At 41.4% G+C, this 17,553-nt stretch carries 15 protein-coding genes; 7 read left to right on the top strand and 8 right to left on the bottom strand.

Annotation, left to right across the window (positions count from 1 at the left end; all coding sequences use genetic code 11):
- Window positions 1–80: 80 nt before the first annotated feature.
- Complete coding sequence (gene ilvA, locus NMG86_RS17700) at window positions 81–1,592, top strand: threonine ammonia-lyase, biosynthetic (protein WP_026785842.1); 1,512 nt, start codon at window positions 81–83, stop codon at window positions 1,590–1,592.
- A gap of 170 nt (window positions 1,593–1,762) precedes the next feature.
- On the opposite strand, the gene NMG86_RS17695 is transcribed toward ilvA, so the two are convergent.
- The 5 genes from NMG86_RS17695 to btpA all read right to left on the bottom strand — a co-directional run bounded on the left by NMG86_RS17695 (window position 1,763) and on the right by btpA (window position 9,205).
- Complete coding sequence (locus tag NMG86_RS17695; protein WP_026798223.1) at window positions 1,763–4,402, bottom strand: C39 family peptidase; 2,640 nt, start codon at window positions 4,400–4,402, stop codon at window positions 1,763–1,765.
- A gap of 110 nt (window positions 4,403–4,512) precedes the next feature.
- Entirely contained in the window at window positions 4,513–4,950 is a 438-nt protein-coding gene (locus tag NMG86_RS17690; RefSeq protein ID WP_026798222.1) for a peroxiredoxin, read from the bottom strand.
- 115 nt (window positions 4,951–5,065) lie between these two features.
- Entirely contained in the window at window positions 5,066–7,255 is a 2,190-nt protein-coding gene (locus NMG86_RS17685) for a CHASE2 domain-containing protein (RefSeq protein WP_237747636.1), read from the bottom strand.
- A 99-nt stretch (window positions 7,256–7,354) separates the two neighbouring features.
- On the bottom strand, window positions 7,355–8,272 hold the full coding sequence (locus tag NMG86_RS17680) for a vitamin K epoxide reductase family protein (RefSeq protein WP_026785846.1): 918 nt from the start codon (window positions 8,270–8,272) through the stop codon (window positions 7,355–7,357).
- 81 nt (window positions 8,273–8,353) lie between these two features.
- A complete protein-coding gene (gene btpA / locus NMG86_RS17675) occupies window positions 8,354–9,205 on the bottom strand; it encodes a photosystem I biogenesis protein BtpA (protein ID WP_043936839.1) in 852 nt (283 codons plus the stop codon).
- Between the two features lie 183 nt (window positions 9,206–9,388).
- Between btpA and NMG86_RS17670 the strand changes: the two genes are divergently transcribed.
- The 6 genes from NMG86_RS17670 (at window position 9,389) to NMG86_RS17645 (ending at window position 15,061) form a co-directional block, all read left to right on the top strand.
- Complete coding sequence (locus NMG86_RS17670; protein WP_026798220.1) at window positions 9,389–10,330, top strand: SGNH/GDSL hydrolase family protein; 942 nt, start codon at window positions 9,389–9,391, stop codon at window positions 10,328–10,330.
- Between the two features lie 34 nt (window positions 10,331–10,364).
- The gene (locus NMG86_RS17665) at window positions 10,365–10,904 is read left to right on the top strand and encodes a thioredoxin family protein (RefSeq protein WP_026785848.1); all 540 of its coding nucleotides are present in this window, start codon (window positions 10,365–10,367) and stop codon (window positions 10,902–10,904) included.
- Between the two features lie 227 nt (window positions 10,905–11,131).
- Window positions 11,132–11,860 carry a UMP kinase gene (gene pyrH / locus NMG86_RS17660; RefSeq protein WP_026785849.1) on the top strand — a complete coding sequence of 243 codons (729 nt, stop codon included), beginning with the start codon at window positions 11,132–11,134 and terminating at the stop codon, window positions 11,858–11,860.
- Entirely contained in the window at window positions 11,847–12,395 is a 549-nt protein-coding gene (gene frr, locus NMG86_RS17655; RefSeq protein ID WP_026798219.1) for a ribosome recycling factor, read from the top strand. The genes pyrH and frr overlap by 14 nt, the downstream gene beginning before the upstream one ends.
- A gap of 152 nt (window positions 12,396–12,547) precedes the next feature.
- Window positions 12,548–13,636 carry a geranylgeranyl reductase family protein gene (locus NMG86_RS17650; RefSeq protein WP_026785851.1) on the top strand — a complete coding sequence of 363 codons (1,089 nt, stop codon included), beginning with the start codon at window positions 12,548–12,550 and terminating at the stop codon, window positions 13,634–13,636.
- Between the two features lie 42 nt (window positions 13,637–13,678).
- Window positions 13,679–15,061 (top strand): flavin monoamine oxidase family protein, encoded by a 1,383-nt coding sequence (locus NMG86_RS17645; RefSeq protein WP_026798218.1) that lies wholly within the window; start codon window positions 13,679–13,681, stop codon window positions 15,059–15,061.
- Window positions 15,062–15,569: 508 nt separating this feature from the next.
- Here NMG86_RS17645 and gltS read toward each other — a convergent pair.
- From gltS to NMG86_RS17630, 3 genes are all read right to left on the bottom strand, one after another.
- The gene (gene gltS / locus NMG86_RS17640) at window positions 15,570–16,778 is read right to left on the bottom strand and encodes a sodium/glutamate symporter (RefSeq protein WP_026798217.1); all 1,209 of its coding nucleotides are present in this window, start codon (window positions 16,776–16,778) and stop codon (window positions 15,570–15,572) included.
- Between the two features lie 161 nt (window positions 16,779–16,939).
- The gene (locus tag NMG86_RS17635) at window positions 16,940–17,227 is read right to left on the bottom strand and encodes a hypothetical protein (RefSeq protein WP_026798216.1); all 288 of its coding nucleotides are present in this window, start codon (window positions 17,225–17,227) and stop codon (window positions 16,940–16,942) included.
- 10 nt (window positions 17,228–17,237) lie between these two features.
- Entirely contained in the window at window positions 17,238–17,543 is a 306-nt protein-coding gene (locus tag NMG86_RS17630) for a hypothetical protein (protein WP_043938524.1), read from the bottom strand.
- Between the last annotated feature and the right edge of the window lie 10 nt (window positions 17,544–17,553).

Raw genomic sequence — 17,553 nt, 5'->3', positions numbered from 1 at the left:
CATTTTTATTAAAATAAAAAATAGGGTTCCCAATCCTGTACAATAATTATATCTCACTTCTTGACTTCGGTTTCAACCCCATGCTTTGCGATTACCTAGTACAAATTCTCACGGCCCGTGTTTATGATGTTGCCCAAGAAACACCCCTAGAATCCGCTCCTAACCTCTCAGCCCGTCTGAATAATAAATTACTCTTGAAACGAGAAGATATGCAGTCAGTTTTCTCCTTCAAATTGCGAGGAGCTTATAATAAAATGGCTCATCTTTCCCCCGATTTATTAAAGAAAGGAGTGATAGCAGCATCGGCGGGAAATCATGCCCAAGGCGTGGCTTTAGGTGCATCTAAATTAGGCACAAAAGCTATTATTGTGATGCCCGTAACTACGCCTCAAGTTAAAGTTAATGCCGTCAAAGCAAGAGGCGGTGAAGTAATATTATATGGAGATACTTTTGATGAAGCTTGCGCCTATGCTCGTCAACTAGAAACCGAAAAAGGATTAACCTTTATTCACCCTTTTGATGACCCCTATGTAATTGCTGGACAAGGGACAATTGGGATGGAAATTTTACGACAATATCAACAACCAATTCATGCTATTTTTGTTGCTATTGGTGGGGGGGGATTAATCTCAGGAATTGCCGCTTATATTAAAAGATTACGCCCAGAAATTAAAATTATTGGAGTTGAACCCGTGGATGCGGATGCGATGTCACAATCTTTAAAAGCCGGACATCGAGTTAAATTATCACAGGTCGGATTATTTGCTGATGGGGTAGCGGTGCGAGAAGTGGGAGAAGAAACCTTCCGTTTATGTCAAGAATATGTGGATGAAATTATATTAGTTGATACGGATGATACTTGTGCAGCAATTAAGGATGTTTTTGAAGATACCCGTTCAATTTTAGAGCCTGCGGGAGCCTTAGCAATAGCAGGAGCTAAAGCTTATGTTGAAAGAGAAAAAATTCAAGGAGAAACACTAATTGCTATTGCTTGTGGGGCAAATATGAATTTTGACCGCCTGCGATTTGTAGCAGAAAGAGCCGAATTTGGAGAACGCCGAGAGGCAATTTTTGCGGTTACTATTCCCGAAGAACCTGGTAGTTTGCGGAAGTTTTGTGAATGTATTGGTAAACGCAATTTAACCGAATTTAACTATCGCATTGCTGATCAAAAAGAAGCCCATATTTTTGTCGGAATGCAGATTAAAAATCGGGAAGATGCGGCCAAAATAATCGAATATTTTCAGGAAAATGGATTTAAAACTATTGATTTAACCGATGATGAACTAACTAAATTACACCTGCGCCACATGGTCGGGGGACGGTCTACTTTAGCCCATCATGAATTACTCTATCGCTTTGAATTTCCCGAACGTCCGGGGGCGTTAATGAAGTTTGTTTGTTCCATGAGTCCTAACTGGAATATTAGTTTATTTCACTATCGGAATAATGGCTCAGATTATGGCAGAATTGTGGCAGGAATACAGGTTCCTCCCGAAGAAATGGGAGAATGGCAAGCTTTTTTAGATACTTTAGGTTATCGCTATTGGGATGAGAATAAAAACCCAGCCTATAAACTATTTTTATCCTAAAAATTAACATCGTAGGGGCGGGTTCCAAATTAATCTTTGATACCCTCAAAAAAATTATATAAACCCACCCTCTTTATTTATTAATTGAATGTTAATGGTGGGGTTGGGCAGGTTTATAAAGGTTATTTGTAGGTATAATAAATTAATACAGAACCCGCCCCTACAGTTAATTAAGGTTCAATAAAATGTGCCCAAACTGAACCATCTGGCCCAGCAACTTGATTCATATAACCCGAGGAATAAATAATCCGCCGACCCTCAGTATTAGAATATCCAGTATAGGCATCTCCCCAAGGATCATTAACAATATATCCTTGACTATTATAGCCAATAACTGTTATAATATGACCCGATGGAGTCGTATCCACACCAATTACAACCGGACGACGATTAATCAATTCATTTTTCAAATCTGACCAATATCGAGTGGTGCTAAAACTGGTTTTAAATCCATAGGCCCGAATTAAAGCCGACAAAACATTATGATCAGTTTGAGACCCAGTTCCGGCATAATTAAAACACCATTGTAATAATTCATCTTCCAATTGTCCGCCCCATTTCGAGCGCACACCATGATAATACATCACCATGGCAATAGATGTAACATTACAAGTAGACCAATAAAAACGGGGATTATCTCGTTGAGAAAAGTAAGGTACATTTAATTCAACTTGAGGCGGTAGGGGGTTAAAAACTCGTCCTCCCCGCTTGAATTGAACATACTGAGGAAATATATAACCCGTATTCCCAAAATTAGGCAATTCTTCCAACAGAGAAACCTTAATATGGTTATTTTCTAAACCATAACTTTTTACACCATAAACCCGTCCCAAAGGTAAACTTGTGCGGTCAAATTCTTTTAATTGACTAGAATCAATTGGCTGTTTTTTCAAAACGGTCTTTTCTAAAACAGTTAAGGTAATCGCATCAGGATCATAAGCAATTTGTTGACCCTCTCGAATTAATTTAACGTGCTGCCAATAGACATAACCCACTGTCCCAAAATTAGGAATTGATTGGGCTAAAGTGACTCGAAAATGTCCCTTAATTGAAGCATAACCCTTAATAGCAAGGGTTTGCCCTAATAATAATTGTTCAAATTGTCGAGGTTCTAAATCAGAAGAATCAACAGGTTGAGCTTTGATTTTTGTGGTTTCTGTCACCAACATTTGAGCATTAATATCGGTATCGGGAACTTCCTCAATATCAAACCGAAACACTTCCGATCCTTTTTTCAATCTCAAATGATTGGTATAAATATAACCAAAATTTCCCACCGGAGGAATCGCATTATCTAAGACGATTTTTAGATGACCGTCAACCAAACCATATTTTAAGACTTTGAAGGTTTGACCTGCCTTAATTGCTACTTTTTGCTGTTGATTTAAAGACGCTGAATCAAAGGGAACAATTTTAAATAAGGTATCTTCAAGTATGTCTAAAGTTAAGGATTCTCCGACGGTCATGGCATTTTCACTGACCGTAATATTAATCACTTGACTGGCGGTAACATTCCCCTGTGAGTCAATGGCTTTTAACCGTAACCACCGATATCCCGCATCACTAAATCCTTGATTAACTTGAGTTTCCCATGTGCTTTTTTGCCAATCTAAATCAATATTAAAAGCATATCGATCTTCTGCAAATAAAGTAATTTCTGCGGTGGTTTTAGGATCAAAAGTTCCCCTCAAAACAATAGGTGCATTCACTAAAAATTCCGTTGACCCTTGATAGGTTAAAGTCTTATTAGGAGTTAAGGGAATATTTCCCTGACTCAAGGTAATAAAATCAGGATATAAATATCCAGTATTGCCAAAATTGGGAAAGTTTTCGGTTAAAGTTACTTTAATATGACCGGATTCGGACGTATAACTTTGGATACCATAAATCATTCCAGCCTTCAGGGTGATTTTTTCGGAGGAGTCTAAATAAGCTGAATCAATCGGACGTTTTTTTAAAGGTGTGGTATTAATAATCATGCAGGTAATTGCATTATTATTAAAGGCAATTTCTTGAGTATTTTCTAGGATTTTAACGTGATGGCGATAGAGATATCCTGATTGACCAAAGCCGGGAAATTGTTGATTAAGGGTGACGCGAAAATGATCGGCAACACAGGCATATCCAATAATAGTATAAGCACTGCCTTGAGGCATTTCAATAAATTGATCCGATGCTAACTGAGATAAATCATCGGGTTTCATTTTTAAAGGAGTGATTTGTGTCACCCATAATAATTGATTCCCCGGACTATGTTCGGGTAGTTGATTTTGATTAAACCATAATAGTTTTGACCCTTTTGTAACTAAAATATGGGGTTGATAGACATAGACAAATTTTCCTAAATTGGGTAAGGGTTTATTTAGTTCGAGTTTAAGATGATCATTAACTAATTCTATGGTATCTACAACTAAACTTTCCCCTAATTTTAGGAATTGTTTTTGTTGATCATTTAATTGAGATGAATCAATGGGTTGAATTTTTAATAACGTATCTTGTTGGGGAATAAGAGTATAGGCAGATCGGGTATTAATTCCTTCTTGATTGACCATTAAATCAATCACTAAGTCAGCAATTACATTATTATTATCATCTCTGCCCTGGAGTCTTAACCATCGTTTTCCGGCGGTATTAAATCCATTTTCCAGACTCACAGACCAAATTCCAGCTTTGGCATTAAAATCAACGGTCAAAACATATTTATCTTCTGCAATAACCGCAACAGTTTCATGTTTTTGCGGGTCATAAGTTCCGACTAAAACAACAGGTTGATCAATCAGAATATCTTTTGAGCCGAGATAAGTCACCATGTTTACAACTCCCTGATCTAATTGAATAAATAGGTTAAACTTAGTAAGAAAACCGCCCCAGAACATTCTATGGGCGGCAGATTCAGAAATACGGATAATTTTGACTACAATTAACCACCCACAAGCGCTAAAATATCTTGGGCGTGGGTTGCAGTATTAACTGCTGCATCAACGTGAATAATTTTACCTTCGCCATCAATAACGTAAGTAACCCGTTTAGCATAGCCACCGCCATCTACATCATAAGCTTTTGTAATGGCTCCGTCAGTATCAGCTAATAAAGGGAAGGGTAAACTATATTTTTCTGTGAATTGTTGGTGGGAAGATTCATCATCTATACTCACCCCTAAAACCACAATATCTTTGCCTTGATATTCTGTATAGTTATCGCGGAAACTACAGGCTTCTTTGGTGCAACCGGGGGTATCATCTTTAGGATAGAAATACAGGACAACGGTTTTACCTGCAAAGTCAGATAGAGAAACGGTATTCCCATTGGTATCCTTGACGGTAAAGCTAGGGGCATCTGTCCCAACTATTAAAGCCATTGTTATTTTGTCCTTCTTAATTAGAGTGAATTTGATATTAACTGTTTTTAGTTATAGCAGGGAACACCGGAACAGGGAACACCGGAATACCGAAGGAAAAGATTTTGCCTATATCCTAATCCTCCCTGTAAAACTCATACAAATTTTTTCCCGTGCCCTTAGCCCGATACATAGCCGTATCTGCTAATTTAATTAAGGTTTTCATATCTTGAGCATCCGTTGGATACAAACTAATTCCGATGCTAGTGGTAATCAAAACTTTCTGTCCTTCTAAAACCATATCTTGAATAATAGTATCGAGGATTTTTTGGGATACCCTGGCGACATCCGACTTACTGGGAATACCTGGAAGAATCACGGTAAACTCATCCCCACCCAACCGAGAAACCGTATCACTCCCCATCAAACACCCCTTGAGTCTATCCCCAATGGTTTTCAGGAGTAAATCTCCAATATGATGACCGAGGGTATCGTTGACGTGCTTAAAGTCATTCAGGTCTAAAAATAACAGCGCCACCATCCGATTTTGACGATTAGCCCATTCTAGCGATTGAGTTAAACGTTCTTGGAATAAAATTCGGTTAGGAAGTCCGGTCAGGGGGTCATGTTCGGCGGAAACCCGCAATTCTGCATTAGACCGCTTCAATCCAGCCGCAATTTGTTTTAAATTGTCTTCTAACAGTTTACGTTCTGTAATATCTCGAATCACCCCTACTAAATAGAGATTTCCCGCCGCATCTCGGTGGAGCGATCGCTTCGTGGCAATATAATGGGTAATCCCATTAATATCGGTTAACTGTTCTTCATTTTCCTGTTCCCAACTTGTATTAAATGCCATTTCATCTTGTTGACGAAACAGTTCGGCTTCATGTTTAGGAAAAAGTTGGTCATCACTCTTTTCCATCAACACATCCAACGGATAACCCACAAACTTACAATAGGCTTGATTTAACACAATTTTCTGATGATCTTTATTTTTCACAAAAATCGGGTCGGGAATCGTATTAATAATACTTTGTAAAAATTCGGTAGACCGTTTTAACTGTCCTTGTAAATGGGCTAAATGGGCAATAATTACCCCCGCAGACCCGATTAAAGCCAAGTTAGCCGGAACCACAGGAATCCACCACCCTCGCAGAAAAGCCAGGTAAGTAACCCCGGTAATCCCAATACTAATTAAAATGATTAAAGATACCGAACGACGGAGGGATTGAAGTTTCCAACTCAAAGCAGCCCCCACCCAAGAGCATCCGAAAATCCACAGCCATTCTAAGGGTTCTGGCCAGACTTTAATTAAGGTTCGACCATCTAAAACCGAACTAATAATTTGACTGGTTAATTGGGCTTCTAGTTCAACACCATACATCGGTTCAGAAGACTTAAATATCCCATCATTATAGGAGGTAAATTCTGAATCTTTAATGCTCCGAGCCGTAGAACCAATAATCACAATTCGATTTTTAATTAAATCAGGAGAAACTCGATTTTCTAAAATATCTCGCATCGGAATCGAAGGAAATGTTCCCGCCGGCCCCCGCAAATTAATCAAGAATTGATAACCGCCATCATCGGCCCTGATATAAGAGCCATCATTGGGTTGAAATCGACGAAATACTGTATTTTTAAATTGTAATTCATTAGACTTTTCGACAGAAGGTTTAGACTCAATTCCTTGACTTTTCAAATAAATTGAAGCCAGTTGTAAAGTAAAACTTTTGTGAAACTTTTGCTTATTTTTCGTGTCGGTAAGATATAGTAATCCCCGGCGAACCTTGCTGTCAGCATCTCGAGGTACATTGTGAAAACCAATTTTATTTTTATTTTCTAAAATCTCAGGAGGACGCACCCCAGATTTCCCACTACTTTCTACTAATTCAGTGCCAATTAAATTGGGAATAGTTTTGAAAGCCTTGGCTAATTCTGCTTGTCCGGGTTCAATGGGTAAATCTCGATAAATATCTAAACCAATAGCTTGCGGTTTACCCTGATTAACTTTTTGTAATAGTCGAGCCAAAGTTCTATCGGAAATTGGATACCCATACTGTTGTAAATCCTGCTCATCAATCCCAATAATTAAAATCCGATCATCTACAGATTCTAAGGGACGTACTCGAAAATATTGATCATAAAGTGCCCATTCCTCCGGTTGCAAAATCCCTAAAAATCTAATAAAAATCACCACCACCGTTACACCGGAAGCCGTAACTAATACTCGACCTTCTTGAGATAACCAGCGTTTGAAAACGGGGACAATTTGACCACGATAACCTTTAAATCTCTTGAACATCGGTTGCAACGATCCCATTTATTTATCTGTTTAAAGTCACTGTCTTATGAATTACGAATTACGAATTACAAATAGGTAATAGGTAATAGGTTGCTCCCCCTACCTCCCCTGCTCTCTTTACTTCCCCTGCTCCCGTTGCCCCTGATAGTCCGATAATTCAGCTAATTTTTCTAATGGTTGAATTCCAGGGTATAATTTCCCCCCAATTTCCCAAGTCGGGAAACCCTGAATACCAGCTTTTTCGCAAAGTTGGGTTTGAGAATTTTTGCCGTCAGTAGTGCACTCAATATAATTAATTATAGCAAACGCCTCTTTGCCAAAGAGTTGTTTTTGATCATAACAGTGAGAACACCAATAGGCCCCATATTCCTTGACCCCACTTTGAGTCAAGTGACGGGCTAAAGCGATTTCTGCTGGCCCGGATGTGGTGGTAATTGCTAACCCCGTATTACCACCACTATCACTAAAAGCGTTAGCAGTATTGATGTCGCCAACACTATTGTATAAACCCAGAGCTACAATTGCGGTAATCATTGCTACCCCAAGACCCGATAACCCAAGTTGACCCAGATCTTCCCAATTTTGCCCGATTAAAGTTAAAACAAATAGACTCACACAGAAAAGAGCCGAGGCAATACAGTAGGGGCAGATTGCCTGAATTCTGAAAAATAACACAAACATTAAGTAACTACTGAAACAGACCATGGTAGTAGTTACAAGAAATAGAAGAAACCCCGTTTGAGTTTCCACAACTTGGCGACGGGCTTTTTGGGTCGTAGGATTAAAAACCAAAGGCGCAACGGCCAACAGCAAAACCGTCGTATAGGCAAACAATCCAAATAGAGTCAAGGGTAAACCCAAGACCATCGCATAAGGACTATTGAGAACTTCTTCACAGCCAGAAGTGGGACAAACCGCCGTCCCACCCAAGAGTTTAATACTGGTTAAATAGATATTTTCAATCACACCGATTAAAGCAATCGTCGCAATAATCAGCCGTGACCAGCGATGAATCCAAGGGGTAGAACGTCCCATAAATCAGTGATCAATAAACAGTTATCAGTTATCAGTGTAAGAGCGAACAGTTAGGAGTCAAGAGTTGAACTAACTATTTCACTAATTATTTTTTGTTTTGACTGATAACTGATGACTGATCACTGATAACTGATTCACGCTCCGGCGGGTTGTTTCGACAAACTGACTGACTCGACTGGGATCAATCGGTTGATGAATCTGTCCATGGCGTTTTAGGGAACTGGACACAATCACCCCATCAGCAGCTTGAATTAGGGTTCCCACATTTTCCCAACTAGCACCACTACCAATAAATACAGGAGTTCCTCTGGCTGCCGCCCGGGCTAGTTCTAAATCTTCTAAACTGGGGGGATTTCCCGTAGACCAACCGGACAGAATTACCCCATCAGCCAAGGCCCGCTCAATGGTTTCTTGGACAGCCGTTGTCAGGTTAGGAGATCCCAAGGGACGACCATGTTTGACCAAAACATCGGCTAAAATTTTGACATCACTACCTAATTCCCGTCGATAACGCAGAATCTCATGGGCGTGACCTTCGATAATCCCTTGGTCTGTAGCCATAACGCCATTCAAGACATTAACGCGGATAAATTGAGCCCCCGTACAGGCTGCAATGGCTAAGGCACTATGGGCATCATTCCGCAGTACATTAATCCCAATGGGCAGTGTCACTAAGTTCATAATGCGCTGCACAATCAGGGTCATGGCGCTGACAACAGCCGGATCAACTTTATCCTTAGCAAAGGGAGCATCAAAAAAATTCTCGACGATGATGCCGTTGACCCCGCCCGAAGCCAGGGCCGTTGCCTCTTGTTCGGCGCGGTCAATAACCGTTTTCAGATTTCCTCCCCAACGGGGAGATGTCGGTAGGGGCAACAGATGTACAACACCGATAATAGGATTTGGAGTTTTAAAGATTTGATCTAAGTCCACAGATTTACATATTTCCACCAAAGTTTTACTGCTTCACCTCTATGCCCAAGGCTAAGGCAGAGCATGGGTAGTCTGAAAATGAATAAATACATCACATTTTATAATTTTATCATCTGTCAACTCTTAACTCGTACAGACGCGCTAAGACAAATTTTTACACCGATTACTGATCACTGATTACTAATGAAAATTGTTCTAGTCCTGTTGGGAATATTGCTTGTTGTTTTGATGGCGGTGGAGATTGGGTTACGCCTTCGTTTTGGATTGGGTTCTCCCGTCTTGTATTTGGCGGACTCGGACATTGGTTATTTATTGGCCCCAAACCAGAAAACCCGTCGTTATGGCAACCAGATTGAAATTAATCAATATTCAATGCGAAGTGCCTCTATTACTTCCCTGCCCATTTCTGGGACGCGGCGGGTGATGTTATTGGGGGATTCTTTGGTGAATGGGGGATGGTGGACAGACCAATCTCAAACTCTGTCGGCTTTGATTGGCCAACAGCTAGGTCGTCAGGGGCAGGGGGAAGTCCTGAATGTGGCTGCTAATTCCTGGGGGCCACCGAATCAACTGGCCTATTTACAACGGTTCGGGATGTTTGGATCGGAGGTGATTGTGTTATTGCTCAATACCGATGATTTATTCACTGAACCCCCGAATCCCGGCGTTGTAGGGCGCGATCGCAACTACCCTAATAAGCCACCTCGTTTAGCGTTAGTGGAGGTGTTTAATCGCCGTTTAAAACTCTGTGAACCGATTCCAGCCGCCAAACAACCCCAACCTTCTGACCCGGTGGGATACAATTTGGATAAGATCCAAGGGATTGAGGTGATCGCTCGTCAAAATAATGCTAACTTTATATTAGCCATGACCCCCTTATTGCGAGAAGTCGGTGAACCGGGATCACGGGATTATGAAATTAAAGCCCGTCAACGATTAACGGAATTCACCCAAGCTCAAAATTGGGTTTATATTGATTTTTTGCCGATCTTTAAAGCAACTTCTCAACCCGAAACTCTGTATCGAGATCATATTCATTTGAGCCCCTCTGGGAATCAATTAGTCAGTGAAAAGATCAGTCAAAAGTTAGAAGAAGAATTGAGGATTAGAAATAAAAATAAATGAAATATACAGATTTAATTAGGTGAAAACATTAACTATGCAGGATACTTTAATTAACCGCTATGCTCCAGATTTTGAATTGCCAGGAATTGATGATGAAGTTCATCATTTAGCTCGTTATTTAAAAGAATATAGAGCCGTTGTTGTAATTTTTATGTGTAACCATTGTCCCTATGTTCATTCCTACTTAAATCGCCTGAAACAGTTGCAAAAAGACTATCAAGAACGGGGTGTAATTTTAGTCGGAATTAATGCCAATGATGCTACCCAATATCCCGATGATAGTTTTGAAAATATGAAAAGTTTTGCTACAGAACAGCGATTGAATTTTCCCTATATTCGAGATATTACCCAAGAGGTAGCCCATTGTTTTGGAGCAAGTAATACCCCGGAAACGTTTTTATTGGATCGGGAAGGAATTGTGCGCTATCAGGGCTTAATTGATGATAATTCCCAATTCGCTGAAAATGTCACTGTCCCCTATTTAAAAAATGCGATCGCCCAACTTCTCAACAACGAACCAATTACGACTGAACGCACCGATGCGATCGGTTGCTCAATTAAATGGAGACATTGATAGCTCGGAAAACCATAGACAAATATCTCAGGTCTTAACAATTGGATCTAAATCCAAAAAACTGAAACAATAGAGGTAAATTTATAACTGATAACTGATAACTGATGACTGATGACTGAATATATCCTGATATGATAACCCCAATGTCTAAGCGACGGGTAACGATAAACCCAATCCGTTCACGAAAATTGGCGATGTTGATCAACACAAAGGCTATGGGGGTACAAATGGGAACAGCGTACAAACGCATTTTACTAAAATTAAGTGGCGAAGCCCTCATGGGAGATTTGGGCTATGGCATTGATCCATCGGTGGTTCAAGACATAGCTCAGGAAGTCGCCGAAGTGGTTAATCAAGGAGTACAAGTCGCCATTGTGGTCGGGGGTGGTAACATTTTTAGAGGAGTGAAAGCCGCCGCCGGGGGCATGGATCGAGCCACGGCTGATTATGTCGGTATGATTGCTACGGTGATGAATTCGATTACCTTACAAGATGCTTTAGAACAAATTGGGGTTCCGACCCGGGTGCAAACGGCGATCGCCATGCAGGAAATCGCTGAACCCTATATTAGACGCAAAGCCATTCGCCACCTAGAACTCAATCGGGTGGTTATTTTTGGTGCAGGTTCTGGGAATCCTTTTTTTACCACGGACACCACCGCAGCGTTGAGGGCGGCCGAAATTGATGCGGAAGTGATTTTTAAAGCCACTAAGGTAGACGGCATCTATGATAGCGATCCGAAACATAACCCGGACGCTAAACGTTACCAAACATTGACATACAGCTACGTCCTCACCCATGATTTACGAGTGATGGATAGTACAGCGATCGCGTTGTGCAAAGAAAATAATATCCCTATTGTTGTATTTGATCTCACTGTGCGGGGCAATATCAGCCGGGCGGTGAGTGGTGAACCTGTTGGAACCTTAGTTGGAGGTTTGTGTGAAGTTAGCTGAAGTTGAAGATCACATGGTTAAAGCATTGGAGGCGGCTCAACGCTCCTTCAATACTATCCGAACTGGACGAGCCAATACCAGTTTATTAGATCGAATCATCGTGGAATATTACGGGACTCAAACCCACTTAAAAGCGTTGGCGAATATTAGTACCCCTGACTCCACCACCATTGCAATTCAGCCGTTTGATCGCAATACCCTCAATATTATTGAGAAAGCGATTTTGATGTCGGATATTGGGTTAACACCAAATAACGACGGTTCCGTGATCCGTCTGAATATCCCCCCTTTAACCAGCGATCGCCGGAAGGAATTGGTCAAACAAGTGGCTAAATTGGCCGAAGATGGAAAAGTCGCCGTCAGAAATATTCGTCGGGATGCAATTGATTCGATTCGGAAACAGGAAAAAAGTAGTGAACTCTCAAAAGACGAATCTGCTGATTTACAAGATTCCGTTCAAAAACTAACAGACAAGTACATCGTTAAAATCGATGAAGCCTTGGCTTTGAAAGAAAAAGACATTACCACGGTTTAACACTGATGTTGAGGGTTGTTATTAACGGTTAACACTCAACCCTCAACAAAAAAACCATCAAAAATAGGCAATATTCAACAATTATCAGTCAAGATTTAATTGATTAACTGATAACTGGTAACTGATAACTGATTAGTAGTTCTATGGCAACAATATTTGACTGTATTATTGTTGGTGCTGGCCCAGCCGGAGGAGCAGCAGCCTATCATTTAGCCAAACGCGGACGTTCGGTTTTAATTTTGGAAAGAGAAACTTTTCCCCGATTAAAACCCTGTGGAGGAGGTGTTTCTCCGGCGATCGCCCAATGGTTTGATTTTGATTTTAGCCCAGCAATTTCGACAACGGTGGAGCGAATTCGCTATACCTGGCAATTAAATGATCCGGTGGAATCTGATATTCCGGTTGCGATGTGGATGGTGCGACGGGATGTATTTGATCAATTTCTGATCCAACAAGCTAAGGGTCAAGGGGCGCAACTACAGGACAATACAGAAGTTACCGGGATTGAATTTAAAAGTGATCATTGGCAAGTAAATACTACCACTGAACCCCTAACGGCTAAATATTTAATTGGGGCAGATGGGGCTAAAGGTTCAATGGCAAAATGGCTTGGCTTGAAACAGTCTAAACTGCGCCAAAGTCAATTTATGGAAGTGGTGACGGATCAACCGTTGTTACCCAGTTTTGAATTTGGCATGGTCAAAAATGGTAGTATTTGGGGATTCCCCAAGGCTGATGGTTATTCCCTGAGTGTTGCGACTTTTATCGGGGGAGAACCTAAAAATCTGAAGCAGGACTTACTGGATTATGCCAGTAAAGCAGGTTTAGGCAGTTCGACAATTTATGACCATCCTCTATGTCTATGGGATGGAGATAAAAATTTACATACCCAAAATGCTGTGATTGCTGGAGAATCCGCCAGTTTAGTTGATCCTTTATCCGCCGAGGGAATTCGTCCTTCAATTCTGAGTGGGGTTAAAGCAGCAGAGGCGATTGATCAGGCTTTAGGCGGTGTTAGTAATGCCTTAGAAGGCTATACCCAAATCATGAAGGAAGAATGGGGTACAGATATGGTCTGGGCTGGCCGTTTAGGGGGTGCATTCTATCGTTTTCCCAAAGTTGCTTATAAGGCTGGGGTAAAAATGCCCGCCGCTACGAAAATCATGAGTAAAATTTTCTGTGGTCAACTGCGCTACGGAGATGTGGCGAGTAAGGCAATTAAACAATTAATGCCCTTTTAGTCAGTTATCAGTCATCTCAATTTTATTTTTAAAGTATTAACGATGTTAGAAACAGAAATTACCAACTATGACTGCATCATAGTAGGATCTGGATTGTCTGGACTGATTGCCGCACGAAACCTTCAAAGGGCAGGTCATCAGATTTTAGTTTTGGAGGCACAGGATCGGATTGGTGGACGGATGTATGGTCAACAGATTGCACCGAATCAATATATTGATTTTGGAGGTCAATGGGTTGGGCCGACCCAAGATCGGTTTCTGGCTCTGTTGGATGAGTATAAAATCTCACGCTTTCCTTCACCATTAGAAGGAAAAACGGTCTTTTTATATAATGGGAATCGGTCAGAATTTAAGGGCTTCTTTCAAGGATTTCCCGAAGGAGAACGTCCTGAGATTAGTCAGGAAGAATGGGACGATGCAATGCAGGCTTGGCATCGTTTTGAGGAACTTTCCCAGTCCCTACCCTCGGGATACCCCGGTCGAAATCCTGAGCATAAACGGCTTGATGCTCAAACCTTTGCCCAGTGGATCGGTGAAAATACCAAAACCGATTTTGGTCATTGGTACTTTTCCTACATGGTTCGTGCCGTTGGGTTCCTAGGGCCGGCGGAACCGGGTGAAGTCTCCCTGCTGCACATCCTTTGGGGGCATCGTTGTGCCTCACAATCGGAGCATCCAGAAGCGGAATTGATCCATGGTGGGGCGGGACAGATTCCTGGGATAATAGCGACGGAATTGGGGAATAAAATTCAGATCAATGAACCCGTGGTCAAGATTAGCCAGGATCAAGCAGGTGTGGAAGTTACAACCGGGCAAAACAGCTATAAAGCCAAGTTTGTGATTGTGGCCATGCCCCCCCATCTCAGTGGTCGGATTAGCTATGATCCGCCTTTACCAGCAACCCGTCAACAGCTTACCCAAAGGTTTCCCATGGGAACCCTGGCTAAAATTTTGATTTCCTACGAGTCTCCGTTTTGGCGGGAAAAAGGACTCGCGGGTGTGGGGATGGGTAACAGCGAGTGGATTGAACTATTTGCCGATAGCTCCGATCCGCGCAGTGGTAAAGGAGTTATTGCTACTTTTGTGATGGGTGATCGCTATCATCGTTGGCAGGTTTTAAATGAGTCTGAACGTCGTTCGGCAATTTTATCCGATCTGGCGGCTTATTTGGGGGATCAGGCCCTATCCCCTAGCACCTTTGATATTGTGGATTGGCCAGCCAATCCCTGGGTCGGGGGAGGATATGCCGCCTTTATGCCACCGGGTGTCTGGACAAATTTCGGGGATGCCATTGCCACCCCTGTCGGACGGATTTATTGGGCTGGATCGGAGATCGCCGAGCGTTGGCCTGGTTTTTTTGATGGGGCGGTGCGGACGGGTGAAGCGGCGGCGGCGGCGGTTATCGGTCGTCTTCAGGGGGAGTAACCAGCACCAATCATAAGATCATGATGGGAGAGTGGAAACTCAGTGTCTTCAGACCACCAGAGGAAACGCGACTCAAGGGAATTTATTCCCCTTGAAATATTAAAAGATGTGCTAAAATCAAAAAACACAAGTAAGAACAATAAACATCTGCGTGTTGAAACATTCTAGTATCGGAGAAATCCCGGCTCCCCTGAAACAACGGTTAGGTTAAAGTCCTAACGGCAGTATGACAAGCAAGGAGCAAATAATGGCAGATTGTAGAGCGTACCGCAACTTGGCTTAGTGATGGCTTGGTGAAAGTGTATTGATTCAAGAGTAAAAGTATCGGGAAGATTGGGCTTGTCGCTTAATCAACTCAGTAGACGATATGCGGCGGTCGTAGCGAGAATTAGGTTAAACTAATCCTGTCCGCAGAATCTCAGTGTCTTCAGACCTGAGAGTGTCAATAACAAAAAAGAGGGTGCTGTTTTTTGCCCAACTTAAAAGGACTTCAGCCCTGAAGGGCTGACTACGATACAAAATTGAGAAAATTTTGGATGATTAGGGCGTTGGCAATATCAATAAAAAAAGCACCCACTAACGGAACAATAATAAAGGCTTGGGGTGACGCTCCAAAATTTTCGGTTACGGCGGTCATATTAGCGATCGCCGTGGGAGTTGCCCCTAATGCCAGTCCTGAATATCCGGCCGAAATCACCGCCGCATCGTAGTTTTTGCCCATAACGGGAAACACTACAAAAATCGTATAAACCGTGATCATGAATAACTGCACCAGCAATAATAGGGCGATCGGCCCCGCTAAATCCACCAATGTCCATAACTGCAAACTCATTAAAGACATTGATAAAAACAAACCCAGACTGACATCGGAGATCAAAGCCAAAGCTGGAGTATCAGACGGCCAAGGAAAGCGTTTAAATCCCAAGGGGACAGTATTGGTAAGAATAATTCCGGCTAATAAACAACTGACAAAAAGGGGTAATTTTAAACCCATTGCCGTGGCGATCAGATTAATTTCTAGTCCTAAACTAATAGAAAGAGCAATCACCAAAACGGAATTCAGCATGGTGTTATAGTCAATTTTGACATTTCTCTCATCTTCTTTGATGCCAATACTTAAATCTTGATTAAAATTATTAGCTTGGAGTCGGTTTTTATTAATTAAAAATTTAGCGATCGGCCCCCCAATAATTCCTCCAAAGACTAAACCAAAGGTGGCACTCGCAATCCCAATTTCTGGCGCGTTGGCAATGCCATAGTTATCCCGAAATAGGGGAGACCAGGCGATCACCGTCCCATGTCCGCCACTGAGAGACACTGACCCCGCCAGCACACCAATAGGCAAATCTAACCCCGTCAAGGCTGCGATCGCAACTCCCGTAATATTTTGTACCATCAAATAAAAGATCGCCGCCATCAACAAAATGAATAGGGGTTTTCCCCCTTTAATCAAGGTTTTCAGTTTAGCAGAAAGCCCTATAGTGGTAAAAAAAACAATCAATAAGGTATCGCGAATAGAGAGATTAAATTCGATTTGATGTTTAAAAATTTCATAATAAATTCCAAAAAATATAGAGGCGAGGACACCTCCAGAAACGGCATCAGGGATATTAAAATTCTGAAGAAATTTAATTTTTTTAGTTAAGTATTTTCCCAAATACAGAACTAAAATTCCCACAATAACAGTTTGGCGGACATCGAGTTGGAGGATATTCATAGTCTGAATCTCAAGGATTAACCATTAAGTTTTTGATTATACGTTAAGGAATCAAAAATAAATAACTTGCACAATTAAACCCTGGAAACCTTGATCTATCGTAAACTATTGCTCAATTAGTCACCTTATTGGTTTTCCATTCCTAATTGGGGTATGGGTGATTAGAGGGAAGAATTAGGGTGACAACTTCTATAGTCTGGACAATTAATGGCAGCTTCAGATAGGGCAATGGTTGGTTGTACCGGACATTTGAGGTGATAGTCTCCGGTAAAGAAGATACAATCTGCACAGGGGATTTGGTGCATTTGTTTGGCTTGTTTCACCGTATCCCGCAAGGCGGCGACAATACTCCAAGTTATCAATATAAATAATCCCCAAGCCAAAACAAAGCAAGTCGGGACTAAAAAGGGTTGAATACTTTGAATTATGGTTCGTAGCAATTCTAACACAATTATCACCTTAGTTCTCTGACCAACAATATCCTTTTTCTCCTGTTCCATCACCAACCCATTCTAGCGGTCTATCAAATTCTTTTACATAAAAAATGATTCTGCCTCCCTCACCCTCATAGTGTTCCCAACTTTCAATTATTCCTTGTTTATAAGATGAACTGTTTTTCTGGTCGTGAAGTGCTAAATAGAGTGCGGTATCAGCAGCTTGTTCCGATACTTTCCAATCCCCACTTTTGAATCGACTGTCTCCTAATTCTTCAATATTAAGCCCATTTCTACAAACAAAATGAATACCTAAGACTTTTCGAGCCATAATTGATATT

Origin of the sequence: Planktothrix rubescens CCAP 1459/22 (assembly GCA_904830895.1) — a bacterium.
Taxonomy (GTDB): Bacteria; Cyanobacteriota; Cyanobacteriia; order Cyanobacteriales; family Microcoleaceae; genus Planktothrix; species Planktothrix agardhii.
This window is presented reverse-complemented; position numbering and strand designations above follow the sequence as displayed.

What these genes read in the sequence shown, in the direction of transcription:
- ilvA (WP_026785842.1), top strand. Translation starts at nt 81, where the DNA reads ATGCTTTGCGATTACCTAGTACAAATTCTCACGGCCCGTGTTTATGAT.
- NMG86_RS17695 (WP_026798223.1), bottom strand. Translation starts at nt 4,402, where the DNA reads ATGGTGACTTATCTCGGCTCAAAAGATATTCTGATTGATCAACCTGTT.
- NMG86_RS17690 (WP_026798222.1), bottom strand. Translation starts at nt 4,950, where the DNA reads ATGGCTTTAATAGTTGGGACAGATGCCCCTAGCTTTACCGTCAAGGAT.
- NMG86_RS17685 (WP_237747636.1), bottom strand. Translation starts at nt 7,255, where the DNA reads ATGGGATCGTTGCAACCGATGTTCAAGAGATTTAAAGGTTATCGTGGT.
- NMG86_RS17680 (WP_026785846.1), bottom strand. Translation starts at nt 8,272, where the DNA reads ATGGGACGTTCTACCCCTTGGATTCATCGCTGGTCACGGCTGATTATT.
- NMG86_RS17670 (WP_026798220.1), top strand. Translation starts at nt 9,389, where the DNA reads ATGAAAATTGTTCTAGTCCTGTTGGGAATATTGCTTGTTGTTTTGATG.
- NMG86_RS17665 (WP_026785848.1), top strand. Translation starts at nt 10,365, where the DNA reads ATGCAGGATACTTTAATTAACCGCTATGCTCCAGATTTTGAATTGCCA.
- pyrH (WP_026785849.1), top strand. Translation starts at nt 11,132, where the DNA reads ATGGGAACAGCGTACAAACGCATTTTACTAAAATTAAGTGGCGAAGCC.
- NMG86_RS17645 (WP_026798218.1), top strand. Translation starts at nt 13,679, where the DNA reads ATGTTAGAAACAGAAATTACCAACTATGACTGCATCATAGTAGGATCT.
- gltS (WP_026798217.1), bottom strand. Translation starts at nt 16,778, where the DNA reads ATGAATATCCTCCAACTCGATGTCCGCCAAACTGTTATTGTGGGAATT.
- NMG86_RS17630 (WP_043938524.1), bottom strand. Translation starts at nt 17,543, where the DNA reads ATGGCTCGAAAAGTCTTAGGTATTCATTTTGTTTGTAGAAATGGGCTT.